This window comes from Streptomyces sp. NPDC049813 (assembly GCF_044465085.1).
GTDB lineage: Bacteria > Actinomycetota > Actinomycetes > Streptomycetales > Streptomycetaceae > Streptomyces.
This window is the reverse complement of the sequence record NZ_JBITLI010000005.1, coordinates 163,554-189,348: the sequence shown is the minus strand read 5'-3', so window position 1 is coordinate 189,348 and position 25,795 is coordinate 163,554. Positions and strand designations below refer to the sequence as shown.

The window sequence follows — 25,795 nt, the reverse complement described above, 5'->3', positions numbered from 1 at the left end:
GCCCGGCTTGAGAGACACACGGGCATGCAGCTTGCATAGTAACGGCACGCCGGAGCACACCCACAATGCGATCTTGGGGTTCGATCCGGCGGTGACGCCCGTGGAGGATCCGCGGTCGTCGTGTCGCCGCGGCAACGCTGGTCGGGGTGGCGGGATTTGAACCCACGGCCTTCCGCTCCCAAAGCGGACGCGCTACCAAGCTGCGCCACACCCCGTCGGTGCGACACGTAGGGTACATGCCCGCAGGCCGCGCGGCTCCCGTGTTCCGGGGCGCGGCGCGGGTCGCGCAGGTGCCACGGCGACGGCGGCGGCAACGGGTGTGCGAGCGGAGCCCGGGACCCGCTACGATGCCTTCCGTGCCGCGGTCGGTGACCTGCGGCGCGAGCTGTGCGGGCGTAGCTCAATGGTAGAGCACTAGTCTTCCAAACTAGCTACGCGGGTTCGATTCCCGTCGCCCGCTCTTGAGAGGCCTCCGGCCCGGTTCCCACCACGGTGGAGCCGGGCCGGAGGCCTTTGTCACGCCCCCGGCCGGCGCGCGTCCGCCGGTGCCTCAGAAATTTATCGCGCTGATGCTGCTCGCGACGGAGTTGAGGAAGTTGTTGATGGCAGGGGCCATTCCGGTCGACGCCAGGAAGAAGCCGAAGAGCACCGCCACGATGGCGGGCCCCGCCTTCAGCGAGCCGCCGCGCATGAGCACCACGAGGACGATCGCCAACAACAGCACCACTGACAGCGAAATGGCCACACTGATCACACCCTAGGTCGGTCCGCTCTCCCGGCCCGGGGGGCACAGCCCCGCACACCCCCCGCCAGAACCATCGTGCCACCAACACGGCCCCGGCATGCGGCCGGTGACGCATCGTCGGCCACGCGCGCGTGGTGGCGCGCGGGGCCGGCGCCCTTGGGGCGCATGAGCGCGGCGGGCCGCCGGGGCCGTCGGCGGGCGCGCCCGAGCGCGGATTTCGGCTTGATCGTTTCGCTGGCCGCACATGCGTCCTACACATGCCCGACGCATGCCACGCATGGCTTTTCCGCAATTCCCCCGCGGCGCGCGCACGGAAAAGCAACCGGCTCCGGCGGCTGAATATCCGCCCGCTTATCCGCGTCTCCGACCGGTGTGATTTAGGTGACCAATCGGACAATCGGGCGGTGTCGTTCGAGGGTGTTATGCGGTGTTTAAGGGGGATGACGAGTGTGATAACGGACAGATCGGCCATGACTCGATGTCGTACGCCGTCAGGCGGACTTCCGGGAATCCGGGGTAAGCGGGGCCGATAAGGAGGATTCGCGTTGAGAGTTTTACGAAATCGCTCGGGCGCCACTAGGGTGCCTCAGATGTTCCACACTGCCACGACCCCACCCGGCGCAGTGCGGTCCCGGATCGTCTCCCCGAGCTCCTGGTGGGAGGGCCTGTGACCAACTCGCTGCACCCGCACGGCTCGCATCGCACCCCGCTCCCCGCGGCCGCGGTCGCGCCGGCCCGCTCCACCGCCGCCCCCACAGCCCCGCAGGCCGACCCCGCTCCGGCCGCCGGCGCCGCCCGGCCCAAGCAGCGGGACGCCTTCTTCGACAACGCGAAGTACCTGGCCATCGTCTTCGTCGCGATGGGCCACTGCTGGGAACCGCTCACCGACGGCAGCCGTACCGCCGAAGCGCTGTACATGTTCGTCTACACGTTCCACATGCCGGCGTTCATCGTCGTCTCGGGCTACTTCTCGCGCAGCTTCGACATGCGGCCCGACCGGCTGCGGCGCCTGATCACCGGCGTCGCCGTGCCGTACGTCCTCTTCGAGGTCGCGTACACGCTCTTCAAGCGGACCGCGGGCGACGACCCGGACTATCCGTTCAGCCTGCTCGACCCGTGGTTCCTCACCTGGTTCCTGGTCGCGCTCTTCGTGTGGCGGCTGACCACTCCCCTGTGGAAGGTCATCCGCTGGCCGGTCCCGGTCGCCCTCGGGATCGCCGTGCTCGCCTCGATCTCCCCCGACATCGGCGACGACCTCGACCTCCAGCGCGTGCTGCAGTTCCTGCCCTTCTTCGTCCTCGGGCTCTTCCTCAAGCCCGAGCACTTCCAGCTGGTGCGGCGGCGTGAGGTGCGGATCCTGTCCGTGCCGGTCGTGGCGGGCGCGCTCGTCCTCGCGTACTGGGCGGCTCCGCGGATGACGTCCGCGTGGTTCTACCACCGTGACAGCGCGCAGGAGCTGGGTGCCCCGTGGTGGGCCGGGGTCGTCATGACGCTCGCGCTGCTGGGCTGCTCGCTGGTGCTGACCGCGTGCTTCTTCGCGTGGGTGCCGCGGCGCAAGATGTGGTTCACGGTGCTCGGCGCCGGCACCCTCTACGGCTACCTCCTGCACGGGTTCCTGGCGAAGGGGTCCCGGTTCTGGGGCTGGTTCGACGCGGCGTGGGTGCACGAGCCGTACGGGCAGGTCGCCGTCACGGTCGTCGCCGCGGCGGTCGTCACCGTGCTGTGCACGCCGCCCGTGCAGCGCCTCTTCCGCTTCGCCATGGAGCCGAAGATGGAGTGGGCCTTCAAGAAGGACGCCGCGCAGCTGGCCCGGGCGCGCCACCAGAGCTAGGGCCTGTCTCCCAGATCCCTCCGTCCGCCCGGAGGGCGGGCCTCGCGGCGTCTGGTGCGTGCTCTGGGGGTCCCCCCGGCCGAAGGCTGGGGGAGTGCCGGGTGCGAGGCCTCGTACTGGATGTACTTGGCCTTGTGCCCGGTGCGGCGAGTGGGGGCACCTCCCAGCGGTAGCTGGGGGAGCGTGCCAGACGCCGCGAGGCAGGAGGGATCTGGGAGACAGGCCCTAACGGCCGTCCGGCGGTGCGGGCAGGCCCAGGAGGGCGCGCATCGTCGCGTACTTCTGGGTCAGCCGGGCCCGCGTCGCCTCCTCCAGGAGTGCGAGGCGGGCCGGATCCGCGTTGTGGGCCAGGTCCGCCTCCTTCACCAGCAGCGCACCGGGCGTCGACAGGATCCGGTGCGCGTACGCCTCCGGGGGCTCGCCCGGCTGCTTCGTCAGGGCGCGGACCATGTCCTTGGTCTTTGCCGCCAGCGCGGCACCGGCCAGCCACTCCGCGCTGAGGGCGTCGTCCTCGACGGCGTCGTGCAGCCAGGCCGCCGCCACCTGCTCGTCCGTGCCGCCCCGCGCCTCGACGCCCGCGGCCACGGCGGCGAGGTGCTCGGCGTAGGGCCGCCCCGCTTTGTCGCGCTGCCCGGCGTGCGCCTGCCGGGCCAGGGCCTCGATCTCCTTCGGCGTCAGCATGGGGCGACCATAGCCGCGGGCCGCCGCAGCCCGTGAACTCCCTTTACCGCAGGGCCGGTCGAGCGGCCCGGACGTCGTGCGTCGTGACGGTCCGGGCCGCTGCCGACGCATGCCCGCAGGGTCCCACCACTCGTTTGGTAAGCTAACTATTGACTCTTCTTTGACCAATCCTTTACCTGGAGGAACGGGCCCATCGGACACGCAGACACCCTGATCGCCATGGGCGGAGCCTTCCTGGCCGCCGCCGTCCTCGCCCGCCTCGGCGGGCGCATCGGACTCCCCACCATCCCGCTGTTCATCCTGGCCGGGATCCTGCTCGGCCCGCACACCCCGGGCGTCGTGCTCGTCGACGACCCGCACGAGCTGGAGATGCTCTCCGCGCTCGGCCTGGTGCTGCTGCTCTTCTATCTCGGTCTCGAGTTCCATCTGGACGACCTCAAGGCGGGCGGCCGCAAGATGGCCGTCGCGGGCGCGACCTACCTCGCGCTGAACGTCGGCGCCGGCCTCGGTTTCGGATTCGCCCTCGGCTGGGGCACCTCCGAGGCCCTGGTCCTCGCCGGGGTGCTCGGCATCTCCTCGTCCGCCATCGTCACCAAGGTCCTCGTGGACACCGGGCGGCTCGGCAACCCCGAGACCCGGCCGATCCTCGGCATCATCGTCGTCGAGGACATCTTCCTGGCGCTGTACCTGGCCGCCTTGCAGCCGATCCTGTCCGGTGCCGACTCGCTGGGCGCCGCGGTGCTCGACGGTGGCAAGGCCTTCGGGTTCCTGCTGCTGCTCGCGCTGGCCGCGCGGTTCGGCACGCGGGTCGTCGGCACGCTCTTCCGTACCAAGGACGACGAGTTGCTCGTCATCTCCTTCCTCGGGGCGGCGGTGTTCGTGGCCGGGGTGTCGGAGTGGTTCGGGGTCGCGGACGCGATCGGGGCGTTCATGGTCGGGCTGATGCTCGGGGCCACCGCGTCCGGGGAGCGGATCCGGGCGCTGGTGCATCCGTTGCGGGACGCGTTCGGGGCGATCTTCTTCTTCGGGTTCGGGCTGTCGATCGATCCCGGGGATCTGCCGGGGGTGGTGGGGCCGGTGCTGGTCGCTGTCGCTGTGACGCTGGTGATGAATGTGGCGGCGGGGGTGGGAGTGGCCCGGGTGTACGGGTTCGGGGTGGGTGCGGCTGCGAACGTGTCCGCGACGCTGTTGGCGCGGGGGGAGTTCGCGTTGATCCTCGGGACGATGGCCGCCGGCGCGGGGCTCGATGAGCGGCTGGCGCCGTTCATCGCGGGGTATGTGCTGGTGCTGGCGGTTCTTGGGCCGCTTGCGGCGGGGCGGTCGTCCTGGGTGGGGTGGCGCTTCGCGGGGGCGAGGTCGGAGCGGGCCGGGGTGGGATAGGTGTCCCCGCGCCCCTGGGTAGTTCGTCGGCTGCCCCGCCGGTGGGGGGTTCTCGCGCCGTTCCCCGCGCCCCTGGGTAGTTCGTCGGCTGCCCCGCCGGTGGGGGGTTCTCGCGCCGTTCCCCGCGCCCCTGGGTAGTTTGTCGGCTGGCCGGCCGGTGAGGGTTCTCGCGCCGTTCCCCGCGCCCCTAGGCAGTTCGTCGGCTGCCCGGCCGGTGGGGGGTTCTCGCGCCGTTCCCCGCGCCCCTGGGCAGTTCCTCGGCTGCCCGGCCGGTGGGGGTTCTCGCGCCGTTCCCCGCGCCCCTGGAGGCTTGCGGCTTCGCCGCTGCCTCAGGGGGGCGATGAGATGGCGCACGTAGTGCGCATCTCAGGGGCGCGGGGAACTGCGCGACCAGCCCCCACCGGAGCCGCAGACAAACCGGGGCGCACGTAGTGCGCGTCTTGGGGGCGCGGGGACGCCTCGCCGGCCGGCAGACGAAGAACGAGCGGGGCCCCTTCTGTGGCGCGCCGGGTCAGTTGTCGCGGCAGATCAAGAGGAGCGCCCTGTCGTCGTTGACGTCCTTGGCCACCGCCTCGATGAGGTGCCAGGCGGCGCCGTGGAACCCCCCGGAGACATAGCGGTCGGCCTCCCCGGTGAGCCGGTCGATCCCCTCGGTGATGTCCCGCTCGGCGGTCTCCACCAGCCCGTCGGTGAAGAGCATCAGCACATCGCCGGGGCGCAACGTCCCCTTCGTCGCGTCGAACTCGGCGCCGTCGTAGACCCCGAGCAAGGGACCCTCGGCCGCCTTCTCCTCCCAGCGCCCCGTGCCGGCGCTGAGCTGGAGGCCCGGCGGGTGCCCGGCGGAGTACAGCTCGTAGTCCCCGGACTCCAGGTCAAGGACGAGGTGGATCGAGGTCGCGAACCCCTCGTCCCAGTCCTGGCGCAGGAGGTAGCCGTTGGCGGCGGGCAGGAAGGCGTGCGGCGGCAGCGAGCCGAGCAGCCCGCTGAAGGCGCCCGCCAGGAGCAGGGCGCGGGAGGCCGCGTCCATGCCCTTGCCCGACACGTCGGTGAGGACGACTTCGAGCGTGCGGCCGTTGTTCGTGCGGGCCGCGACCACGAAGTCGCCGGAGAAGGACTGCCCGCCGGCCGGGCGCAGCGCCATCTCCCGGTGCCAGCCCTGCGGCAGCTTCGGCAGCCGGCTCTGGGTGCGGATGCGCTCGCGCAGGTCGAAGAGCATCGTGCCGCCGCGCCGCCAGGGCACCCCGACACGGCTGCGGAACTGCGCTATGAGCAGCCCGAAGAATCCGCAGGCCGCGACGGTCAGGACGGTACCGGGCGTGACGCCCGCCGCGCGCTGCGAGTACGGGCCCAGCTGGACCGACTCGACGATCAGCGCCGCCGCCGCTGCCGCGTACAGGCCGAGCAGGCTGGCCGGGCGCAGCACCAGGCCGCCCGCGACGATCGGCAGGACGAGGACGGTCGGCGTGCACCAGACCGGGTCGAGGATGGTGAAACAGGTGATCAGCGGGATCGTGAGCAGCAGCCCGGCGAGCGCGATCCAGTCCGAACCGTCGCCCCGGAAGTAGTCGACCCCGGATTTGCGCAGGGCTGTGCGGACCCGGTGCGCGCGCTTCTTCATCCGGGCCGTGAACGTCTCCGCTGCCGCGCGCCGCTCTCGCGCGCGCCGCTCTCGTCGTACCGCCATCGCTCGTGGACCTTATCCATCGGGCCTGGATCTGTGCACGGGTGGTCCCACTTGTTCCCCTGTCCGGGCACCCGCGGCCGGGGACCCGCGGCCGGGGAAATCCGCTCGCTCCCGTCCCGCTTGCCCTGCTGGGCATGGCATATGACGACCGACGTACGTGTACTGGCCCAGGACGAATGGGAGCACTGGTACGCCCGGCTCGAGGTGGCTTTCGGCGGGGTGGGCGAGTCGCCGCAGGAGCGGCTGCTGTGACCCGACCCGGCCGTAGATCGCCGGCTCGGACGCCGTCAGCACCGCGAGCGGCTCGCGGTGCCAGGCCCATACGTCGTCGAGCCGGCGGCGCATCATCGACGTGAGGATGCCGCGCCTGCGGTGCGTCGCGGCGACGCTCACCATCGGCACCCGGCCCGGGATGCTGGCGCGACGCGAAGGGCGCCTCCTGCGAGCGGACCCGGGAGCCAGCCGATCTCGCCTTGTCCGTACGGGAGTTGGGTGCGGCCCACCTCGGTGACGTGTCGCTGATCACGGCGCGGGTCAGGGCCGGGCGGGCTGGCAGGACGGGCACCAGAAGAGGTTGCGGGCCGCCAGTTCCGCCGTGCGGACGGCGGTGCCGCACAGGTGGCAGGGGTGGGCCGCCCGCCGGTAGACGTAGACCTCGCCGCCGTGGTCGTCGACGCGCGGCGGGCGGCCCATCGCCTCGGGGGTGTGCTCGGGGCGGACCGTGTCGATGCGGTTGAGGCGGACGCCCTCGCGCATCAGGAGCACCAAGTCGTCCCAGAGGGCGGCGAGTTCGTCCGGCGCGAGGTCCTTGCCCGGGGTGTACGGGTCGATGCCGTGCCGGAAGAGGACCTCGGCCCGGTAGACGTTGCCGACGCCCGCGATGACCTTCTGGTCCATCAGGAGCGCGGCGATGGAGGTACGGCTGCGGGCGATGCGCGCGTACGCCCGGGCCGGGTCGGCGTCGGGGCGCAGCGGGTCCGGGCCGAGCCGGTCGTGTATCGCCTGCTTCTCGGCGTCCGTGATCAGGGCGCAGGTGGTGGGACCGCGCAGGTCCGCGTAGTGCGTGGCGGTGCGCAGGCGCAGCCGGACCGTGTCGGTGGGCGGCGGGGCCGGGCCGTCGCCGAGGGTGTACTTGCCGAAGAGGCCCAGGTGGATGTGGACCCAGGCCGGGTCCTGGGCGGCGCCGAAGCCCAGGAAGAGGTGTTTGCCGTGGGCCTCGGTGCGGGTCAGCTCCCGGCCGGTGAGGAGGGCGGCCGCGGCGGAGAACTTGCCCTGGGGGCTGGTGACCTCGGCCGGGTGGCCCGCGAAGCGTTCGGCGTGGTCCTGGGCCAGGCGGTGGATCGTGTGGCCCTCGGGCATGCCGGTTCCTCTCGGGGCGGGCCTGGTCCCGGCGCTCGCGGCCCGGGACACGGGGCTCCGCCCCGGACCCCGCTCCGCAAGCGCCGGAGGGGCTGGATTCGGCCGGGTTACGGCTGCTGCGGGTGGTGCGGCGGGATGGCGGGGAGCTCGCCCGTCTCCTCGTACGCCGACAGCATGTCGATGCGGCGCTGGTGGCGCTCCTCGTCCGAGTACGGGGTGCCGAGGAAGATCTCGACGAACTTCGTCGCCTCCTCCTCGGTGTGCATCCGGCCGCCGATGGAGATCACGTTCGCGTTGTTGTGCTCGCGGCCGAGGGCCGCGGTCTGCTCGCTCCAGGCGAGGGCCGCACGGACGCCCTTGACCTTGTTCGCGGCGATCTGCTCACCGTTGCCGGAGCCGCCGATCACGATGCCGAGGGCGGCCGGGTCCGCCGCCGTGCGCTCCGCGGCGCGGAGGCAGAACGGGGGGTAGTCGTCCTGGGCGTCGTAGATGTGGGGTCCGCAGTCGACGGGCTCGTGGCCATGGGCCGTGAGCCATTCGACCAGGTGGTTCTTGAGTTCGTAGCCGGCATGATCCGAGCCGAGGTACACGCGCATGGGTCCGAGTGTGGCACGCCGCGGGCCGGGTAGCCGCGACCGGGGGCGCAGTCATGGTCATCGGGCCGTGCGGAGGTGAGGGCGGCGTGCGGGCGACGTAACGAAGACAACAATCCGGAGTCAGGTCTTCCGCCCCGGACTCCTCTGCGCTTTGAATGCCAGGGCTCGTACCCCGAGAACCTAAGGATCCGTTCATGACCTCGCAGTCATCCCTTGCGACGGAAGACACCTCCCCGGGCGACCCCACCGGGTCAGGCGCCGGACCGGACGGTGGTGACGGCCTCAAGGCCGGGCTGAAGAACCGCCACCTCTCGATGATCGCCATCGGCGGTGTCATCGGCGCCGGACTCTTCGTCGGCTCCGGCTCCGGCATCGCGGCGGCCGGCCCCGCCATCCTCATCTCGTACGCCCTGGTCGGCGCGATGGTCGTCCTCGTGATGCGGATGCTCGGCGAGATGGCCGCGGCCCGGCCGACCTCCGGCTCCTTCTCCGCCTACGCCGACCAGGCGCTCGGCCGCTGGGCCGGCTTCTCGATCGGCTGGCTGTACTGGTTCTTCTGGGTCGTGGTGCTCGCCGTGGAGGCGACCGCCGGGGCCAAGATCCTCAACGGCTGGATACCCGGGGTGCCGCAGTGGGGGTGGGCGCTGATCGTGATGGTCGTGCTCACCGCCGTGAACCTGGCGGCCGTCGGCAGCTACGGCGAGTTCGAGTTCTGGTTCGCCGGGATCAAGGTCGTCGCCATCGGCGCGTTCGTGATCGTCGGCCTGCTCGCCGTCTTCGGCGTGCTGCCGGGCTCCGACAACCCGGGCAACGGGTTCGGGCATCTGACGGACTCCGGCGGGTTCTTCCCCGAGGGGCCCGGCGCGATCCTGACCGGCGTCCTGATGGTCGTCTTCTCCTTCATGGGCTCGGAGATCGTCACGCTCGCCGCCGGTGAGTCCGAGGACCCGCAGAAGGCCGTCACCCGGGCCACCAACTCGGTGATCTGGCGCATCGGCATCTTCTACCTCGGCTCGATCTTCGTCGTGCTGACCCTGCTGCCGTGGAACGACGCCGCGATCCTCAAGGACGGCTCCTACGTCGCCGCGCTCAACTCGATCGGCATCCCGCACGCCGGTCAGGTGATGGACGTCATCGTGCTGACGGCCGTCCTGTCGTGCCTGAACTCCGGCCTCTACACCGCCTCCCGGATGGCCTTCTCGCTCGGGCAGCGCGGGGACGCGCCGAAGGCGTTCGCGCGGACCACCTCGCGGGGCGTGCCGCGGGCCGCGATCCTCGGTTCGGTCGTCTTCGGCTTCCTCGCCGTCTGGTTCAACTACCAGTGGCCGGACACCGTCTTCGACTTCCTGCTCAACTCCTCCGGCGCGGTCGCGCTGTTCGTGTGGCTCGTCATCTGCTTCACGCAGCTGCGGATGCGCGGCATCATCCTGCGCGAGCAGCCGGAGAAGCTCGTCGTCAAGATGTGGCTGTTCCCCTACCTGACCTGGGCGACGATCGCGATGATCTCCTTCGTGCTCGTCTACATGCTGACCGACGACGCCGGGCGCGAGCAGGTGCTGCTGTCGCTGCTGGTGGCCGTGCTGGTGGTCGGCGTCTCGCTGGTACGGGACCGGGTGCAGCGGCGGCGCTGACCCCGCGGGGCCGTCGCGGCGGAGGTCACGGGGCTCCGGTCCCGGACCCCGCTGGTCAGCCGCCGGAGAGGGTCGACGGGAGCACCGTGAAGGTCTCCTTCACCTGCTCGTACGTCGCACGGGCCCGGTCCGCCGTCTCCGGCCGGTACCAGGTGCCCAGCTGGTAGGAGCGCGAGCCCTGGTCGAAGCCGAGCAGCTCGGCGTGCCAGCGCGCGCCTTCCAGGGTGAACAGGTACTCCCAGACCACCGCGGGGCGGCCGCGGAACGTGGTGCGGTCGAGGCGGATCTTCCGGTAGTCCTGGCCCTGGTGCGCGTCGAGCTCGGCCTTCTGCCAGGTCGCCAGGAGGTCGTCCTTGGCCAGCGCCGACTGGGCCACCAGTTCCTGCCGGCCGTCCGGTGACGTGTAGTGCACCTCGGACGCCGTCTTCACGACCCGGTCCCAGCCCTTCGGCGGCACCCACGCCCACCCCGCCTCCCGGCGCGAGCCCGGCGGCAGCGACGGGTCGGCCGGCGGCGGGCGCGAGGTGCCCTCCACGGTGGGCGGGCGGGACGCGGCCGCCGCCCCGCCGCCCGCCTGCCTGTCGCCGACCCGGGTGTCGTCCCCCGGCAGGGTGAGGGCGAGGGCCGCGACGAGCCCGGCGACCAGGGCTCCGCCGACGGCCAGCAGGGCGACCCGGCGCCGCTTCGGCCGGGGCCCGGCAGGCCCGGGCGGCGGCCCGTCCGGGGAGTTCCGGCGCGTACCCCCGGCGGGAGCGGGCTCGGTGGAGAGCACGGTCGGATCGTGCCGGCCGATGTCGAGGGTGTGCGTCGTGGGCGGTGCGGACTGGTCCGGGGGCGGTGGCGGTGCCGACCGGTCCGGGGTCGAGGGCGGCGTCGACCGGTCCGGAGACGGCGGTGACGGCGAGCGGTCCGGAGACGGCGGTGACGCCGGTCGATCCGGAGTCGACTGTGACGCCGGTCGATCCGGAGTCGACTGTGACGCCGACCGGTCCGGGGGCGAAGGCTCCGGGAGGGGCTGTGGTGCCGGGTGCGGGATCAAGGTGGGTTCGTGCGGGGGTGGGGCGAGCGCCCGCAGGATCGCGTCGAGGTCGGGGCGCTCCCCCGGCTCCTTCGCCAGCAGGGCGCTCAGCAGGGGCGTCAGCCGCCCCGCCACGGGCGGCAGGTGCGGCTCCTCGTGGAGCACGGCGTGCAGCGTGGCCAGCGTCGTGTCGCGGCTGAACGGGGACCGGCCGCCGAGCGCCGCGCACAGGGTCGCCCCCAGTGACCACAGGTCGGAGGGCGGGCCCTGGGGCCGGCCGGAGATCCGCTCGGGGGCCATGTAGTCGGGCGAGCCGACGAGCATGCCGGCCATGGTGAGCGCCGTCATGTCCTGGATCGCCGCGATCCCGAAGTCGGTGAGCATGACGCGGCGCCGACCGGCCCGTTCGAGCATGACGTTGCCCGGCTTGATGTCCCGGTGCAGGACGCCGCCCGCGTGCACCGGGCGCAGCGCGTCGGCCAAGCCCCGGCCGATCTCCGCCGCCGCCTCGACGCCCAGCGGGCCGTCCTGGACGAGGACCTGCTCCAGGGAGCGGCCGTGGACCAGCTCCATGACGATCCACAGGCGTTCGCCCTCGTCCACCACGTCGTACACGCGCACCACGTTCGGGTGGTCGATGCGGGCCGTCGCGCGGGCCTCGCGCAGCGTGCGCTCCCGGCGGGTGCGCGCGTCCTCCGGGTCGAGGCCGTCGATGCGCATCTCCTTCACGGCGACGGGCCGGTCGAGCATCTGGTCGACCGCGCGCCACACGCGCCCCATTCCGCCCTGGCCTATTGGTGCGTCCAGGCGGTAGCGCGCCGCCACCACGAGCCCCTGGACCCCTCCGCTCACATTTCCTGGCAATCGACCGCACCCCCGGGAAACAGGAACAACACTTCGCGCCGGACCAGCATAGTGCGGAGAAATCTTGTGGTACCTCTTCAAGTACTGCGAATTCGGACGCGGTCGGGGATGCACGGAAATGACCTAGGGGGACGGACATGAGTTCGAGGCGGCAGGTCACCATTGCCGGTTCACTGCTTACCGCGACGGTGGCGACCGTCATGGTCCTGCCTTTCGCCGCCGCCGGGGACGACGGTCCCGGGCCGGGCAGCGGCAAGGGCGGCAAGGCCGTGGACAAGGCGCCCGCGGGGGTCGCTCTGCGCACGGGCCTCAGCGAGAGGATCACGGCGGACAACACGACCGGGGAAACGAAGAATCTCGTCGCCGGCGTCAGCAACACGGGCAGCAAGGACAGTGGAAAGGTCAGTCTTCTCGTCGTCGGATTCGACGGAATGACGATCAAGGATGTGCCGGGCTGCACCGCGATCGGAAAAAGCGATCTCCCCAAGGGGTCGAACAGCGGATTCAGCTGCGCGATCGATAATCTCGCGGCCGGAAAGTCCGAGACCTACAAGATCTCCGCGACATTCGATCTCGCGAAAACCGGAAGGATCTGCCTGCCCGTGACGAGTGCGGACGGGAAGAAGACCTTCTGGCAGCAGGGGCCGGTGCCGTTCGGCACGACGAGCCCCTCGCCGAACGCGCCCGTGACCCCGCTGCTGCTCGGCACCGAGAACAAGCCGGCCGCGCCGGCCGGCGACAAGGGCGGTGACGAGAGCGGCGACAAGAGCGGTGACACCGGGACGCTGCCGTCGACCGGTCCCCGGGACGGCGTCCTGCCGCTCGGCGCGGCCGGGGCCGCCCTGCTCGCCGCGGGCGGGGCCGGACTGTGGTGGGCGACGCGCAGGCCGTCCGCCCCGCAGGCGCCGCGCTGAGGAGACCGGCGGAAAAGCTGACGGAAGCTGTCAGGTTGAGCAGGGACCGTGGTGGTCATGACTACGCATGACGACGGCAAAGTGATCCTGCGGCCCGGCCAGGACGGCTACGACGACGCACTCGCCTCCTTCCAGACGGGGTTCGTCCGGCGGCCGGACGTGATCTACGCGGCGGCCCGCGCGGAAGACGTGGTGGCCGCCGTGCGGTACGCGGCCGCGGCCGGTCTGCCCCTCGGCGTCCACGCCACCGGGCACGGGCTGCCCGGCGCGGTGCGCGGCGGGGTCCTCGTCAGCACCCGGGGGCTGGCCGGGGTCACCGTGGACCCGGTGGCCCGCACGGCCCGGATCGGGGCGGGCGCCCGCTGGGGCGCGGTCACCGAGGCGGCGGCCGCGCACGGACTCGCCCCGCTCAACGGGTCGGCGCCGACCGTGGGCGCCGCCGGCTACGTCCTCGGCGGCGGACTCGGCATCCTGGCACGGGAGTTCGGCTACACCGCGGACCACGTCCGCTCCCTCGACGTGGTGACGGCCGACGGCACGGCCCGGCACGTCACCGCTGATCAGGACCCCGAGCTGTACTGGGGGCTGCTCGGCGGCGGCGCGGGGCTCGCCGTGGTGACCTCCCTGGAGGTGGACCTCGTCCCGGTGACCCGGCTGTACGGCGGGTTCCTCGCCCATGACGGGCGGGCCGCCGACCCCGCGGCCCTGCTGGCGGCGTACGCGCGGTGGGCGGCGACCGTGCCGCCCGCGCTCACCTCGTCCGTGGCCGCGCTCGTCTACCCGGACCTGCCCGCGCTGCCGCCGCACCTGCGCGGGCAGTACGTGGTCTCGGTGCGGGTCGCGTTCACCGGGAGCGCCGCGGAGGGCGAGCGGCTCGTGGCCCCGCTGCGCGCCGCGCTCGGGCCCGCCGTCACGGACACGCTGCGCGAGATGCCGTACGCCGAGAGCCCGACCATCCACAACGACCCGGAGTTCCCGCACGCCTACTGCGGGGACGGCGTCCTGCTGAGCGAGCTGGACGTCGCCGCGGCCGCCGAGGTGTTCGCGCGGTGCGGACCCCAGGCCGGCGCGATGCACGTGGTCCAGCTCAACCACCTGGGCGGCGCCCTCGCCCGGCCCGCGCCGAACGCGGTGCCCCACCGGGAGGCGGAGTGGCTGCTGCGGATCCTGTCGCCGCTCGACGGCTCGTCCGAGCAGGCCGCGCGGGCCCATCAGGCGGCGGCGTTCGGCACCGTGGCGGAGCACATCCTGGGGCGCTCCCTCGCCTTCGCCTTCGGCGGCGGGGAGCGTACGGAGGGGCTGTTCGACGCCGATACGCGAAAGAGGCTCGCCGATGTGAAGGCCGCGTACGACCCGGCGAACCTCTTCCGGAGGAGCGAGTAGCCCCAGGTCGGCTCTCTACTTGTCGGCGAGCTTCCAGGCGGCGGGCAGCACGCCCATCGCCAGGGCCGCCTTGAGGGCGTCGCCGATGAGGAACGGGGTGAGGCCCGCGGCGATCGCCGCGGACGCGCTCATCCCGGTGGACAGCGCCAGGTACGGGACGCCGACCGCGTAGATGATCGCCTCGCCCAGCAGCATGGTGCCGACGGTGCGCAGCGCGGAGCGGTCGGCGCCGCGGCGGGCCAGGGAGCCCACGACGGTCGCGGCGAGCAGCATGCCGAGGACGTAGCCGAACGAGGGCATCGCGTAGCCGGAGCCGCCCTCGGCGAACCACGGCAGGCCCGCCATGCCCGCGAGCGCGTACAGGGCGATGGACAGGAAGCCGCGGCGGGCGCCGAGCGCGGTGCCGACGAGGAGCGCGGCGAAGGTCTGGCCGGTGACCGGCACCGGGGAGCCCGGCACGGGGACGGCGATCTGCGCGGCGATGCCGGTGAGGGCGGCGCCGCCGACGATCAGGGCCGCGCTCTTGGCGGCGACGGCGGCCTTGGTGCGGGAGGCGGGGAGGAGGTCGGCCAGGACCTTGCCCGGGCGGGCGACTGCTGCGGCGGTACTCATGGGGACTCCGAGGTGCGCAGGACCGTGAGGTCGGGCAGGGCGGGACTCCGTGACGCTATCCCAGGGCGGTCGAGCCGATCACGGTCGCCGGTCGACAAAGGCTCGGGCCCGCTGTTGGTGGGCTCCGTACAAAGGGCGCTCTGTACACCTCGTGCGGGGTGATGCTCGTCACTGACGACGCGGGTAGTCAGGGCCCGTTTTGCGGTGCGGGGTGGCGGGCGGGGAGACTGTAGGTTCCCGCCAATTCCCCTGTGAGTCCCGAGAGCCGGCCGATCACCTCATGCACGACCACGTCACCCCCGCCGAAGCTCCGGACGAACCCCTCGCGGGCGGGCTCAGACAGCGCCATCTGACGATGCTCGGGCTCGGTGGCGTCATCGGCGCGGGCCTCTTCGTCGGCTCGGGCGCCGGGATCGCGGTCGCCGGGCCGGGGATCGTCGTGTCGTACCTGATCGCGGGCGCGCTGGCGATGTCGGTGATGCGGATGCTCGGCGAGATGTCGGCGGCGATGCCCGCGTCCGGGTCGTTCTCGGTCCACGCCGAGCGGGCGCTCGGCCGGTGGGCGGGGTTCAGCGTCGGCTGGCTGTACTGGTTCCTGCTGGTGGTCGTGCTCGCCGTGGAGGCGACGGGCGCCGCGCAGATCGCGAACGGCTGGGTGCCGGGGGTGCCGCAGTGGGCGTGGGTGCTGCTGTTCATGGTGGTGTTCACCGCGACCAACCTGGCGGCGGTGAAGAACTTCGGCGAGTTCGAGTTCTGGTTCGCCACGCTCAAGGTCGTCGCCATCGTCGCGTTCCTGGTCCTCGGCACGCTGGCCGTCTTCGGGCTGCTGCCCGACACCGACCCGGTGGGGCTCACGCACCTCACCGGGGACGGCGGGTTCCTGCCGCGGGGCTGGCAGGGCGTCGTCTCCGGGGTGCTCGCGGTCGTCTTCGCGTTCGGCGGCCTGGAGGTCGTGACCATCGCGGCGGCGGAGTCCGAGGACCCGGTGCGCTCGGTGGCGCGGGCGGTGCGCAGCGCGGTCTTCCGCATCCTGTTCTTCTACGTCGGCTCGATGCTGGTCATCGTGACGGTGCTGCCCTGGACCGCGCAGCAGGCGGGGATCAGCCCCTACGTCACGGTCCTGGACTCCCTCGGGGTCCCGTCGGCGGGCCAGATCATGAACATCGTCGTCTTCGTGGCGCTGCTGTCGGCCCTCAACGCCAACCTGTACGGCTCCTCCCGCATGGTCTTCTCGCTGGCCGAGCGGGGCGAGGCGCCGAGGGCGCTGCTCGCGGTGCGCGGCGGGGTGCCGCGCCGGGCGGTGCTGGCGTCGGTCGCGTTCGGCTTCGTCTCGGTCCTGCTCAATCTGGAGTGGCCCGACACGGTCTTCCTCTACATGCTCAACTCGGTCGGCGCCGTGCTGCTGTTCGTGTGGGCGCTGATCGCGGTGTCGCAGCTGCGGCTGCGGCGGCGTCTGGAGGTCGAGGCGCCGGAACGGCTCGTGCTGAAGATGTGGGCCTACCCGTACCTGACCTGGGTGGCGCTCGCCGCGATGGCGGTGGTCTTCGCGCTGATGCTGACCGACGACACGGCGCGGCCGCAGCTGCTGTGGTCGACGGCGGCGACCGCGGCGGTCCTGCTGGTCGCGGGCGTGCGCGAGCTGCGTGCGCGGCGTGGCCGGCCCTTCACCGTTCGTCGACGGGACCGTCGCGGGGTGTGAGCGTCGTGTCCGTATAGCGGAAACGTCTTCCCGGTGAGCGGGGCGTCCGCCCAGACTGTGGCCGCTTTACGTACGCCTTACGTTCTCCCCCGTCTCCGCTACGAACAGGGCTTTCCCATGTCTCGGACGTCCGCGCAGCCCAGCGCCGAGGGTGCGGCCGCACCGGCCGGCGACCAGCCGGCCGACGCCGCATCGCTCACGCCCGGCCTCAAGCAGCGCCACCTGTCGATGATCGCCCTCGGCGGGGTGATCGGCGCCGGCCTCTTCGTCGGCTCCGGCACCGCCATCGCGGCGGCCGGGCCCTCGATCGTCCTCGCCTACGCGATCTCGGGCGCCCTGGTGATGCTCGTGATGCGCATGCTCGGCGAGATGGCGGCCGCGTACCCGGCCTCCGGCTCCTTCTCGGTCCACTCGGAGCGGGCGATCGGGCCCTGGGCCGGGTTCACCGCGGGCTGGGCGTTCTGGTTCCTGCTCTGCGTGGCGGTGGGTCTGGAGGGGATCGGCGCGGCACAGATCGCGCACAGCTGGGTCCCGGGCGTGCCGGAGTGGCTCTGGGTCGCCCTGTTCATGCTCGTGTTCACCGGCACCAACGTCTCGGCGGTGAAGAACTTCGGCGAGTTCGAGTTCTGGTTCGCCACGCTCAAGGTCGCCGCGATCGTCGCGTTCCTGGTCATCGGGGTCCTGGCGATCGCGGGGCTGCTCGGCAACGACGCGCCCGGCACGGAGAACCTCACCGGCCACGGCGGCTTCATGCCCAACGGGACCGAGGGGCTGATCGCCGGCCTGCTCGCCTCGGTGTTCGCGTACGGCGGCCTGGAGACCGTGACCATCGCCGCGGCCGAGTCCGAGCACCCGGTGCAGGGCGTCGCGAAGGCGGTGCGGACGGCGATGTGGCGGATCGCGCTGTTCTACGTCGGCTCGATGGTCGTGGTCGTCGCGCTCATCCCGTGGTCCGACAAGGCGCTGGTCGACCCGGACAAGGGCTCCTACGTCGCCACCCTTGAGCACCTGGACCTGCCGGCCGCCGGGGTCATCATGAAGGTCGTGGTCTTCGTCGCCCTGCTCTCGGCGATGAACGCCAACATCTACGGCGCGTCCCGGATGGCCGGGTCGCTCGTCGCGCGCGGCCAGGGGCCCAAGGTCATCGGGCGGATCCACGGCGGGGTGCCGCGGATCGCCGTGCTGCTGTCGGCGGTCTTCGGCTTCGTCTGCGTCCTGCTCAGCTACTGGCGCCCCGACGACATCTTCCAGTGGCTGCTGAAGACGATCGGCGCGATCATCCTCGTCGTCTGGTTCTTCATCGCCGCCTCGCAACTGGTCCTGCGCCGCAGGCTGGAGCGCGAGGCGCCGGAGAGGCTGGTCGTGAAGATGTGGGCCTACCCGTACCTGACCTGGGTGGCGCTCGCCGGCATGGCGGTCGTCTTCGTGCTGATGGCCCGCGAGGAAGGCACCCGCGAGCAGCTCTACTACGCGGGCGGACTCACCGTGATCCTCGCGGTCGTCGGCTACGCGCGCCAGCGGCTGGCCGCGAGGAAGTAGCCGCGCCCGTCCCCGTGTACGGCCCCCGGAGCACCCGCTCCGGGGGCCGTACGCGTGTACGCACGACCTAGGACCAAGGGCTGATCAACTCCGGAGCTTGCTGCTGTTAGCCTGCACTTGCACATTGATTGCAATAAGCTCTGCACCAGCAGCTTGCGGCCGAAGGGCACGGACGGACATGGCGATCTACACACTCCCGGAACTCCCGTACGACTACGCGGCGCTCGAGCCGGTGATCAACCCGCAGATCATCGAGCTGCACCACGACAAGCACCACGCGGCGTACGTGAAGGGTGCGAACGACACCCTGGAGCAGCTGGCGGAGGCGCGCGACACGGAGAGCTGGGGCGCGATCAACGGGCTGGAGAAGAACCTGGCCTTCCACCTCTCCGGGCACATCCTGCACAGCATCTACTGGCACAACATGAACAGCCCCAAGGACGGTGGCGGCGGCGAGCCGCTCGCCGCGGACGGGGTCGGCGACCTCGCGGACGCGATCACCGAGTCCTTCGGCTCCTTCGCCAAGTTCAAGGCGCAGCTGACCAAGGCCTCGGCGACCACGCAGGGCTCCGGCTGGGGCGTCCTCGCCTACGAGCCGCTCTCCGGCCGCCTCATCGTCGAGCAGGTCTACGACCACCAGGGCAACGTCGGCCAGGGCTCGACGCCGGTCCTGGTCTTCGACGCCTGGGAGCACGCCTTCTACCTGCAGTACAAGAACCAGAAGGTCGACTTCATCGAGGCCATGTGGCAGGTCGTCAACTGGCAGGACGTCGCCAAGCGGTACGCCGCCGCCAAGGAGCGCGTGAACGCCCTGCTGCTCGCTCCCTGAGGTCCGGACTTCCCGACTTCCTGAAGCGTCCCGCCTCGTGATCGTCTTCTCAACCTTCACGCCGGGCGGGCGGAAAGACGACAGACCCCGCGAGGACGTGACTCGCGGGGTCTGTCGGTATGCGGCGTTCCGCGGGACCGTGGCCGCATGGTGAAAGCAGCGCGGATGGAGTGGGCGTGCCCCACGTGCGGTGGCGGGCCCCGGTCCTTCCGTCATCTGAAGCCGAACGAGCAGGCCGTCCTCGCGGCCCGGGGGGTGAGCCCCGCGGACATCCACGCGACCTGGCGGTGTGCCACGACCGGGTGCCGGACCGTGCGCCAGCACCTCAGGAGGTGGGACGGGCGGCGCCTGCCCGCCGACATCGACGACTAGCCGGCCGGGAGCCGGCCCGCCGAGGGACTAGTTGTCGAAGACCGGGCCCTGCGTGCGCGTGCGCTTGAGCTCGTAGAAGCCCGGGACCGAGGCGACGAGCAGCGTGCCGTCCCAGAGCTTGGCCGCTTCCTCGCCCTTGGGGGCGGGGGTGACGACCGGGCCGAAGAAGGCGACCTGGTTGCCGTCCGCGCCGGGGACCGCGATGACCGGCGTGCCGACGTCCTGGCCGACCAGGTCGATGCCCTCCTTGTGCGAGGCGCGCAGCTCGTCCTCGTACTTGGTGCCGTCCCAGTGGTCGAGGAGGGAGGCGGGCAGGCCGACCTCGTCGAGGGCGCCGGCGACGGCCTCCTTCGTGGGGCCCTCGCCGCGGTTGTGGATGCGGGTGCCGAGCGCCGTGTACAGGTCGCCGAGCACCTCCGGGCCGTGCTCCTGCTGCGCGGCGATGACGACGCGGACCGGGCCCCAGGCCTGGGTGCGCATCATCTCCCGGTACTCCTCGGGCAGCTCGTCCAGGCGCGGCTCGTTCAGCACCGCGAGGCTCATCAGGTGCCAGCGGACCTTGATGTCGCGCACCTTCTCGACCTCCAGGACCCAGCGGGACGTCATCCAGGCCCAGGGGCAGAGCGGGTCGAACCAGAAGTCGACGGGGGTCTTCTCGTCCACAGTGGACATGGCTCTCCTCAGAAGTCACCGAGTGGTCTCGCCTGCGGCAACGTGGCCCGGGCCGTCCGCATTCCCGGCTGTCCGCCCTCAGGGCCGCGTGCGAGGATCGTAGGCGTTCGAACGGCCCCATAAGGGCCTGGACCTGGCCATACGAGAACGTCACGAAGGAGTGCCGCCGTGCCCGGAGAGAATCTGTCCCGCGACGAGGCCCGCGAGCGGGCGGGCCTGCTGTCCGTCGAGGGGTACGACGTCGCCCTCGACCTGCGGTCGGCGGTGGGCGCCGCGGGTGGCGAGGGACCGCGCACGTTCCGCTCGGTGACGACGATCCGGTTCCGGGCGGACGACCCGGGCGCGGCGACGTTCGTCGATCTCGTCGCGCCGTCGGTGACGGCCCTCTCCCTGAACGGCGAGGACCTCGACCCGGCCGCCGTGTTCGACGGCAGCCGCATCCAGCTGGAGAACCTGGCCGAGGACAACGAGCTGGTGGTCGACGCCCAGTGCGCCTACTCGCGCACCGGCGAGGGCATGCACCGCTTCGTCGACCCCGAGGACGGCGAGGTGTACCTGTACACGCAGTACGAGCCCGCCGACGCGCGCCGCGTCTTCGCCAACTTCGAGCAGCCGGACCTCAAGGCGCCCTACCGCTTCAGCGTGCAGGCGCCCGAGGGGTGGACGGTCTGGTCGAACGGGTCAGGTGAACTGGTCGACGGGGTGTGGCAGTTCGCGGAGACCAAGCCGATCTCCACGTACATCACCACCGTGGTGGCCGGCCCGTACCACTACGTGACCGACAGCTACGAGCGCGTCCTGGAGGACGGCTCGAAGCTCGTCGTGCCGCTGGGCGCCATGTGCCGCAAGGGGCTCGCGCCGTACTTCGACGCCGACGACGTCTTCCTCGTCACCAAGCAGGGGCTCGACTTCTTCCACGAGCACTTCGACTACCCGTACCCCTTCGGCAAGTACGACCAGGCCTTCGTGCCCGAGTACAACCTCGGCGCCATGGAGAACCCGGGCATGGTCACCTTCCGTGAGGAGTTCATCTTCCGCGGCAGGGTCACGCAGGCGTCGTACGAGCGCCGGGCCAACGTGATCCTGCACGAGATGGCGCACATGTGGTTCGGCGACCTCGTCACCATGCGGTGGTGGGACGACCTGTGGCTGAAGGAGTCCTTCGCCGACTTCATGGGGTCCTTCTCGATGGTGGAGGCGACCCGGTTCACGGACGGCTGGATCACCTTCGCCAACAACCGCAAGGCGTGGGCGTACCGCGCGGACCAGCTGCCGAGCACCCACCCGGTGACCGCCGACATCCGCGACCTGGAGGACGCGAAGCTCAACTTCGACGGCATCACGTACGCCAAGGGCGCGAGCGTGCTCAAGCAGCTCGTGGCCTATGTCGGCCGCGACGCCTTCCTGGAGGGCGCGCGCCGCTACTTCAAGCGCCACGCGTACGGCAACACGCGCCTCGGCGACCTGCTGTCGGTCCTGGAGGAGACCAGCGGGCGCGACATGGCGGGCTGGTCGCGCTCCTGGCTCCAGACGGCCGGCGTCAACTCCCTCACCCCGCAGACCGTGCTGAACGCCGAGGGGCGCATCACCGAGCTGGCCGTGGTCCAGGAGGCCGCGGAGTCCCACCCCGAGCTGCGCCCGCACCGGGTCGCGGTGGGCCTGTACCGGCGCACGCCCGGAGGCGCGCTCGAACGGTACGCGCGCGCCGAGGTCGACGTGGACGGGCCGCGGACCGTCGTCGGCGAGCTGGCCGGGGCCGAGGCGCCGGAGCTGGTCCTCGTCAACGACGACGACCTCACGTACTGCAAGATCCGCTTCGACGAGACCTCGCTGGCCACGCTGCGCGAGCGGCTCGGCGACCTCTGTGACCCGCTGGCCCGCGCCCTGTGCTGGTCCGCGCTGTGGAACCTGACGCGGGACGGGCTCATGCCCGCCCGCGACTTCGTCGACCTGGTGCTGCGGTTCGCCGGGCGCGAGTCGGACATCGGCGTGCTCCAGATGCTGCACGCCTGGGCGCGCTCCGCGCTCGCGCACTACGCGGCCCCGGGGTGGCGCGAGGAGGGCGGGCGCCTGCTCGCCGAGGGCGCGCTGCGGGAGCTGCGGGTGGCCGGGCCCGGCAGCCAGCACCAGCTGACGTGGGCGCGGTTCTTCATCTCCGTCGCGTCCGGCCCGGCCGATCTCCAGCTCCTCGAAGGGCTGTTGGCGGGCAGCGCGAAGATCGACGGTCTGGAGGTCGACCAGGAGCTGCGCTGGTCGCTGCTGGACACGCTCGCCGCGTACGGCGTCGCCGACGAGGCGGTGCTCGCCGCGGAGCTGGCGCGGGACGACACCGCGTCCGGCAAGCGGCACCAGGTGCGCTGCCTGGCGGCGCGCCCGTCGGCGGCGGTCAAGGCGCAGGCCTGGGCGCAGGTGGTGGAGTCGGACGCGCTGTCGAACGCGCTGGTGGAGGCGGTCATCGCCGGGTTCCAGCAGCCGTCCCAGCGGGAGCTGACGGCGCCGTACGCGCAGAAGTACTTCGCGGCGATCGAACGGGTCTGGGCCGAGCGGTCGATCCAGATCGGCATGGACGTCGTGCGCGGGCTGTTCCCGGCGCTCCAGGACTCGGCGGAGACGCTGGCGCAGGCCGACGCGTGGCTCGCCGCGCACGAGGGGGCCGCGCCCGCGCTGCGGCGCCTGGTCCTGGAGGCCCGGGACGATCTGGCGCGGGCGCTGCGCGGGCAGGCCTGCGACGCCGCCGCGGGGGCCTGACGAGGGTGAACGCGCGGCGCCGGGTTGACGCGGGCCCGGCGCCGGGGCGTGGCACGGGTGTTACCGAATGTGGGTATGACTGGCCGTAACCCGTCTGCCGCCAGGCCCTTTCGGCAGCCGGACATCCGGACTTTAGGGCGAACTTGTCCGGTTTGAGCAACGCGCTTGTAACAGCGGTTAGCGGGGCCCTTCTGTCCGGGAAGGTCCGGGTCATGAACCACAACACCCCCGCGCCCCTGTCCCCCCGCCCCCTGCGCCACCTCGCCGACGCCCAGCGGCGCGTCATGAGCGGCGCCCAGCTGAAGGCGCACGGGGTCTCCGCCGCCGCGGCGCAGGAGCGGTGCCGCGCCGGCGGGCCCTGGCAGCGGGTGCTGCCCGGGGTGTTCCTGCTCCACCCGGGGCCGCCGACCAGCGAGGATCGGCTGCACGCGGTGCTGCTGTACGCCGGGCGGACCCCGGACCTGCGGCACCCGGCGGACGGTGTCCCGGCCCAGCCCGCGGCCGGGCAGGCGCACGGCGGCCCCGGTCCTGCGGGCCTGCCCTGCACGGACGCCCTGGTGACCGGGCTCGCGGCGCTGGCCCTGCACGGCTTCGCCGCCGCTCCCCCGCCGGCCTCGCTCCACCACATCGACGTCCTCGTGCCGCGCACCCGGCGGCTGCGCTCCACCGAGTTCGCCCGGCTGGTGCGCGCCACGGCCCTGCCGGCCCCGGTGCAGCTGTCGGGGGTGCCGGTCGCGCCGGTGCCGCGGGCGCTCGCGGACGCGATCGGGCAGCTCACCGACGCGGGTGCGGTGCGCCTGCTGCTGACCGAGGCGGTCCGCGGCGGCCACTGCGAACCGGCCGCCGTCGTCCGGGAGCTCACGCTGGCGCGGCTGCTGACCCGCCCGCACGTGGTGGACGCGGTGGACTCGCTGCTCGCGGAGGGCCGGGCGATCGCGGAGGACCGGCTGTACGCGATGGTGCGCGAGTACGGGCTGCCGGAACCGCTGTGGAACGTGGACCTGCGGCTGCCCGGCGGCCCGCACCTGGGCGGCGTCGACGCGTTCTGGCCCGACCAGGCCGTCGCCGTGGAGCTGGACACCCGCACGGCGCGCGCGGCCGGGTCCGACGCGTTCAGCGAGTACGTCCGCAAGCGCGAGCACCTGGAGCGGCTCGGCATCAGCGTCGTGCACCTGACGCCGAGGAAGCTGCGGGAGTCCCTGGAGCAGCAGGCCATGGTGGTGCGGACCGCGCTGATGGCCGCGGGGGACCGCGACCCGGCGGCCTACGTCGTGGTGCTGCCCCGGTAGGTGCTACCGCTTGCGCAGCACGAGTTCGGTGTTGCGGTCGCCGGGGGTGCCGGCGAGGTCCTGCCGGGCGCCCGGGGCGTTGAAGGAGAGTTCGCGGTAGAGGGCGGCGAGGCCCGGCTGGCTGAGGTCGGTGAAGTCGGTGCGGTGCGGTGCGGCGGACTCGACGCAGGTGGTGAAGAGGGAGAGCGTGCCGTCGTGGTTGTCGGTGAGTTCGACGATCCGGGCCAGCTGCGGGAAGTCGACGTGGGAGGCGGTGGAGATCTCCCAGTAGCCGCCCGCGCCGTGCTCGCCGGGGTGCGCGGTGATGACGTTCTTGTGGTGGTGGCCGTTGACCCAGGCCAGGACCGGGCGGTGGCGGGCCAGCAGCGCGACGAGTTCCTTGCCGCTGTGGCGCCGCTCGGTGGGACGGGCCGGGTCCGCGCGCAGGTTGCGCATGCTCTTGCTGGTGTGGTGCGAGAAGACGATCACGTGGTCGCCGTTCCGCTCGGCGTCCTGCAACTGCCGGGTGAGCCAGTCCAGTTGGGTGGTGCCGAGGGAGCCCTCGTAGTGGCCGCCGGGGTCGGTCGTGTCGAGGCTGATGCCGAGGACGTCGCCGGAGACACGGAATGTGTAGTACTGGGTGGCCTCCGCGAGGTTGGCCTGCGTGTAGCCGTGGCCGACGGGGCCGGGGCCGGTGCGGGCCGGGTCGAGGTGCGCGGCGAGGTACTCGGCGGGGGTGAACGGGGCGCGGGCCTCGTCGGGGGTGACCGGGCGCAGGGCGCGGGCCCGGCGGGCGAGCAGCTGCCGGAAGTCCTTGCCCTTGGGGTCACCGCCGCCCTTGACGTTGTCCCAGACCGCCTTGGCCTCGGCGGCGGGCAGCTCCATCAGCTTGCGGCCGCCCACCGCGAACTCGGCGAAGAAGGAGGCGCCGGGCGCGTAGCAGCCGCCGGGCAGCGAGTCGTGGTTGCCGACCGTGGAGTACCAGGGCACGTTCAGGCCCGGGCTGCGCACCTCGGCGACGGCGGCGGCGAGGAAGCCGGGGATGCGGGGGAAGCCGTGGCGCTGTTTGTCGGCGTCGCGCAGGGCCGCGTCGGGCTGCCAGTAGAGCGGCAGGCCGCTGTTCTGCACTCCTTCGTAGCGGCGCGGGTCGCCGGTGTTCGGGGTGATGCGGCCGCCGCTCATCGCCGTGAGGAACCAGTCGAGTTCGGAGCGGGCGTTGTTGTCCGTGTTGTCGCCGGTGGTCATGGCGAAGCCCAGCGGGGCCGCGGTGACGGGGCCGCCGCGCAGCGCGTTGATCCGCTCGACGAGCGCCACCGCTCCGGCCACGGAGAGCGCCTCCTGCGGCCGCCAGGCGCTGGCCGTCTGCGCGCGCAGGTACTCGTAGCGCAGCGGGTGCTGTACGTCGACCAGGTGCAGGTCGGTGAGGTGGACGAAGGCGGCGAGCGGGGTCCGGCGGGCGGCGCGCCCGGAGCGGGGCGCCGTCAGGTCGGAGCGCACGACGCGCGGCCACGCCGGTCCTGAGCCCAGCCGGCGGTAGCCGGGCCCGGCCGGGGCGGCGGCGACCGCGTCGAGGGTGGTGCCGCGGGTGTAGGGGGCGAGCGGGGCGGCGGGCGCCTCGCGGGCGGACAGGGCGCGGGCGGGGGCGGGTCCTGCGGCGGCTTCGGGGCCGCCGGGGCCGAGCGCGTAGCCGAGCCCGGCGGAGAGCGTCACCGCGCCGGTGGCGGCCAGCAGGGCCCGGCGGTCGAGGGACGCGACGGCATTGGTGACAGAGCGTGTGCGCGGCATGGCGCGGTCTCCCCGGGTGCGGAACGCGGCAACAGTGACGGCGGGTCGGCGGGCCGGCGGCTCCGAGGGTTCCGGGCCGGGCTTCCCGCTCCTCCTGGATCGTTGGCAGCGGGGGTGGCCTGCGCGTGAACGGCGACGCAACGCACAACGCCGATCACGGTACGTGGATCACCGCACGGCGGCGG

Annotated in this window: 20 protein-coding genes, 2 tRNA genes and 2 pseudogenes; 13 read left to right on the top strand and 11 right to left on the bottom strand. The window is 72.3% G+C overall.

Annotation, left to right across the window (positions count from 1 at the left end; translation table 11 throughout):
• Positions 1-138: 138 nt before the first annotated feature.
• Positions 139-215 (bottom strand) — tRNA-Pro (locus tag ACIBW6_RS13555).
• 174 nt (positions 216-389) lie between these two features.
• Between ACIBW6_RS13555 and ACIBW6_RS13550 the strand changes: the two genes are divergently transcribed.
• Positions 390-460: transfer RNA gene (locus ACIBW6_RS13550), tRNA-Gly, on the top strand.
• A gap of 90 nt (positions 461-550) precedes the next feature.
• Here ACIBW6_RS13550 and ACIBW6_RS13545 read toward each other — a convergent pair.
• Complete coding sequence (locus ACIBW6_RS13545; protein ID WP_324769983.1) at positions 551-745, bottom strand: hypothetical protein; 195 nt, start codon at positions 743-745, stop codon at positions 551-553.
• 667 nt (positions 746-1,412) lie between these two features.
• On the opposite strand from ACIBW6_RS13545, the gene ACIBW6_RS13540 reads away from it, so the two are divergent.
• Entirely contained in the window at positions 1,413-2,576 is a 1,164-nt protein-coding gene (locus tag ACIBW6_RS13540; RefSeq protein ID WP_399059441.1) for an acyltransferase family protein, read from the top strand.
• A 225-nt stretch (positions 2,577-2,801) separates the two neighbouring features.
• Here ACIBW6_RS13540 and ACIBW6_RS13535 read toward each other — a convergent pair whose 3' ends face one another.
• Positions 2,802-3,257 carry an HD domain-containing protein gene (locus tag ACIBW6_RS13535; RefSeq protein ID WP_399059440.1) on the bottom strand — a complete coding sequence of 152 codons (456 nt, stop codon included), beginning with the start codon at positions 3,255-3,257 and terminating at the stop codon, positions 2,802-2,804.
• A gap of 219 nt (positions 3,258-3,476) precedes the next feature.
• On the opposite strand from ACIBW6_RS13535, the gene ACIBW6_RS13530 reads away from it, so the two are divergent.
• Positions 3,477-4,637: a cation:proton antiporter gene (locus ACIBW6_RS13530; RefSeq protein WP_399059439.1), complete on the top strand. Its 1,161-nt coding sequence runs from the start codon at positions 3,477-3,479 to the stop codon at positions 4,635-4,637.
• Between the two features lie 511 nt (positions 4,638-5,148).
• Here ACIBW6_RS13530 and ACIBW6_RS13525 read toward each other — a convergent pair.
• Complete coding sequence (locus ACIBW6_RS13525; protein ID WP_399059438.1) at positions 5,149-6,321, bottom strand: PP2C family protein-serine/threonine phosphatase; 1,173 nt, start codon at positions 6,319-6,321, stop codon at positions 5,149-5,151.
• A 252-nt stretch (positions 6,322-6,573) separates the two neighbouring features.
• Positions 6,574-6,723 (bottom strand): annotated as a pseudogene (locus ACIBW6_RS13520) (GNAT family N-acetyltransferase); the annotation flags it as partial.
• Between the two features lie 8 nt (positions 6,724-6,731).
• Here ACIBW6_RS13520 and ACIBW6_RS13515 point away from each other — a divergent pair.
• A pseudogene (locus ACIBW6_RS13515) lies at positions 6,732-6,875 on the top strand (GNAT family N-acetyltransferase); the annotation flags it as partial.
• Here the strand turns inward: ACIBW6_RS13515 and ACIBW6_RS13510 are convergent.
• On the bottom strand, positions 6,856-7,680 hold the full coding sequence (locus ACIBW6_RS13510; RefSeq protein WP_399059437.1) for an Fpg/Nei family DNA glycosylase: 825 nt from the start codon (positions 7,678-7,680) through the stop codon (positions 6,856-6,858). The pseudogene ACIBW6_RS13515 and the gene ACIBW6_RS13510 sit on opposite strands and share 20 nt — an antisense overlap.
• Before the next feature lie 107 nt (positions 7,681-7,787).
• The gene (locus tag ACIBW6_RS13505) at positions 7,788-8,276 is read right to left on the bottom strand and encodes a ribose-5-phosphate isomerase (protein WP_399059436.1); all 489 of its coding nucleotides are present in this window, start codon (positions 8,274-8,276) and stop codon (positions 7,788-7,790) included.
• Between the two features lie 194 nt (positions 8,277-8,470).
• Here ACIBW6_RS13505 and ACIBW6_RS13500 point away from each other — a divergent pair, with 194 nt between their 5' ends.
• Positions 8,471-9,907 carry an amino acid permease gene (locus tag ACIBW6_RS13500; RefSeq protein ID WP_399059435.1) on the top strand — a complete coding sequence of 479 codons (1,437 nt, stop codon included), beginning with the start codon at positions 8,471-8,473 and terminating at the stop codon, positions 9,905-9,907.
• Between the two features lie 55 nt (positions 9,908-9,962).
• Here ACIBW6_RS13500 and ACIBW6_RS13495 read toward each other — a convergent pair whose 3' ends face one another.
• On the bottom strand, positions 9,963-11,705 hold the full coding sequence (locus tag ACIBW6_RS13495) for a serine/threonine-protein kinase (protein ID WP_399059434.1): 1,743 nt from the start codon (positions 11,703-11,705) through the stop codon (positions 9,963-9,965).
• A 221-nt stretch (positions 11,706-11,926) separates the two neighbouring features.
• On the opposite strand from ACIBW6_RS13495, the gene ACIBW6_RS13490 reads away from it, so the two are divergent.
• Positions 11,927-12,703 carry a hypothetical protein gene (locus ACIBW6_RS13490; RefSeq protein ID WP_399059433.1) on the top strand — a complete coding sequence of 259 codons (777 nt, stop codon included), beginning with the start codon at positions 11,927-11,929 and terminating at the stop codon, positions 12,701-12,703.
• Positions 12,704-12,760: 57 nt separating this feature from the next.
• A complete protein-coding gene (locus tag ACIBW6_RS13485) occupies positions 12,761-14,086 on the top strand; it encodes an FAD-binding oxidoreductase (protein WP_399059432.1) in 1,326 nt (441 codons plus the stop codon).
• A 15-nt stretch (positions 14,087-14,101) separates the two neighbouring features.
• Here ACIBW6_RS13485 and ACIBW6_RS13480 read toward each other — a convergent pair whose 3' ends face one another.
• Positions 14,102-14,698: a biotin transporter BioY gene (locus tag ACIBW6_RS13480; RefSeq protein ID WP_399059431.1), complete on the bottom strand. Its 597-nt coding sequence runs from the start codon at positions 14,696-14,698 to the stop codon at positions 14,102-14,104.
• 280 nt (positions 14,699-14,978) lie between these two features.
• On the opposite strand from ACIBW6_RS13480, the gene ACIBW6_RS13475 reads away from it, so the two are divergent.
• The 4 genes from ACIBW6_RS13475 to ACIBW6_RS13460 all read left to right on the top strand — a co-directional run bounded on the left by ACIBW6_RS13475 (position 14,979) and on the right by ACIBW6_RS13460 (position 19,137).
• Positions 14,979-16,397 (top strand): amino acid permease, encoded by a 1,419-nt coding sequence (locus ACIBW6_RS13475; protein WP_399059430.1) that lies wholly within the window; start codon positions 14,979-14,981, stop codon positions 16,395-16,397.
• 117 nt (positions 16,398-16,514) lie between these two features.
• Positions 16,515-17,936, top strand: a complete 1,422-nt coding sequence (locus tag ACIBW6_RS13470; protein ID WP_399059429.1) for an amino acid permease — start codon at positions 16,515-16,517, stop codon at positions 17,934-17,936.
• A 178-nt stretch (positions 17,937-18,114) separates the two neighbouring features.
• Complete coding sequence (locus tag ACIBW6_RS13465; protein ID WP_399059428.1) at positions 18,115-18,765, top strand: superoxide dismutase; 651 nt, start codon at positions 18,115-18,117, stop codon at positions 18,763-18,765.
• Between the two features lie 147 nt (positions 18,766-18,912).
• Positions 18,913-19,137, top strand: a complete 225-nt coding sequence (locus tag ACIBW6_RS13460) for a hypothetical protein (RefSeq protein WP_399059427.1) — start codon at positions 18,913-18,915, stop codon at positions 19,135-19,137.
• A 27-nt stretch (positions 19,138-19,164) separates the two neighbouring features.
• On the opposite strand, the gene ACIBW6_RS13455 is transcribed toward ACIBW6_RS13460, so the two are convergent.
• Positions 19,165-19,809 carry a DsbA family protein gene (locus ACIBW6_RS13455; protein WP_399059426.1) on the bottom strand — a complete coding sequence of 215 codons (645 nt, stop codon included), beginning with the start codon at positions 19,807-19,809 and terminating at the stop codon, positions 19,165-19,167.
• Between the two features lie 168 nt (positions 19,810-19,977).
• On the opposite strand from ACIBW6_RS13455, the gene pepN reads away from it, so the two are divergent.
• Complete coding sequence (gene pepN / locus ACIBW6_RS13450) at positions 19,978-22,557, top strand: aminopeptidase N (protein WP_399059425.1); 2,580 nt, start codon at positions 19,978-19,980, stop codon at positions 22,555-22,557.
• 212 nt (positions 22,558-22,769) lie between these two features.
• A complete protein-coding gene (locus tag ACIBW6_RS13445) occupies positions 22,770-23,846 on the top strand; it encodes a hypothetical protein (RefSeq protein WP_399059424.1) in 1,077 nt (358 codons plus the stop codon).
• A gap of 3 nt (positions 23,847-23,849) precedes the next feature.
• Here the strand turns inward: ACIBW6_RS13445 and ACIBW6_RS13440 are convergent, their stop codons facing one another.
• Complete coding sequence (locus ACIBW6_RS13440; protein WP_399059423.1) at positions 23,850-25,610, bottom strand: TIGR03767 family metallophosphoesterase; 1,761 nt, start codon at positions 25,608-25,610, stop codon at positions 23,850-23,852.
• Positions 25,611-25,795 lie beyond the last annotated feature (185 nt).

Excerpts from the sequence above, each read along its gene's own strand:
- ACIBW6_RS13465 (WP_399059428.1), top strand. The coding sequence starts at position 18,115 with ATGGCGATCTACACACTCCCGGAACTCCCGTACGACTACGCGGCGCTC.
- ACIBW6_RS13440 (WP_399059423.1), bottom strand. The coding sequence starts at position 25,610 with ATGCCGCGCACACGCTCTGTCACCAATGCCGTCGCGTCCCTCGACCGC.
- ACIBW6_RS13445 (WP_399059424.1), top strand. The coding sequence starts at position 22,770 with ATGAACCACAACACCCCCGCGCCCCTGTCCCCCCGCCCCCTGCGCCAC.
- ACIBW6_RS13530 (WP_399059439.1), top strand. The coding sequence starts at position 3,477 with ATGGGCGGAGCCTTCCTGGCCGCCGCCGTCCTCGCCCGCCTCGGCGGG.
- ACIBW6_RS13525 (WP_399059438.1), bottom strand. The coding sequence starts at position 6,321 with ATGGCGGTACGACGAGAGCGGCGCGCGCGAGAGCGGCGCGCGGCAGCG.
- ACIBW6_RS13470 (WP_399059429.1), top strand. The coding sequence starts at position 16,515 with ATGTCTCGGACGTCCGCGCAGCCCAGCGCCGAGGGTGCGGCCGCACCG.
- ACIBW6_RS13480 (WP_399059431.1), bottom strand. The coding sequence starts at position 14,698 with ATGAGTACCGCCGCAGCAGTCGCCCGCCCGGGCAAGGTCCTGGCCGAC.
- ACIBW6_RS13510 (WP_399059437.1), bottom strand. The coding sequence starts at position 7,680 with ATGCCCGAGGGCCACACGATCCACCGCCTGGCCCAGGACCACGCCGAA.
- ACIBW6_RS13505 (WP_399059436.1), bottom strand. The coding sequence starts at position 8,276 with ATGCGCGTGTACCTCGGCTCGGATCATGCCGGCTACGAACTCAAGAAC.
- ACIBW6_RS13455 (WP_399059426.1), bottom strand. The coding sequence starts at position 19,809 with ATGTCCACTGTGGACGAGAAGACCCCCGTCGACTTCTGGTTCGACCCG.
- ACIBW6_RS13500 (WP_399059435.1), top strand. The coding sequence starts at position 8,471 with ATGACCTCGCAGTCATCCCTTGCGACGGAAGACACCTCCCCGGGCGAC.
- ACIBW6_RS13460 (WP_399059427.1), top strand. The coding sequence starts at position 18,913 with ATGGTGAAAGCAGCGCGGATGGAGTGGGCGTGCCCCACGTGCGGTGGC.
- ACIBW6_RS13535 (WP_399059440.1), bottom strand. The coding sequence starts at position 3,257 with ATGCTGACGCCGAAGGAGATCGAGGCCCTGGCCCGGCAGGCGCACGCC.
- ACIBW6_RS13490 (WP_399059433.1), top strand. The coding sequence starts at position 11,927 with ATGAGTTCGAGGCGGCAGGTCACCATTGCCGGTTCACTGCTTACCGCG.
- ACIBW6_RS13495 (WP_399059434.1), bottom strand. The coding sequence starts at position 11,705 with ATGGGGCGCGTGTGGCGCGCGGTCGACCAGATGCTCGACCGGCCCGTC.
- ACIBW6_RS13485 (WP_399059432.1), top strand. The coding sequence starts at position 12,761 with ATGACTACGCATGACGACGGCAAAGTGATCCTGCGGCCCGGCCAGGAC.
- ACIBW6_RS13475 (WP_399059430.1), top strand. The coding sequence starts at position 14,979 with ATGCACGACCACGTCACCCCCGCCGAAGCTCCGGACGAACCCCTCGCG.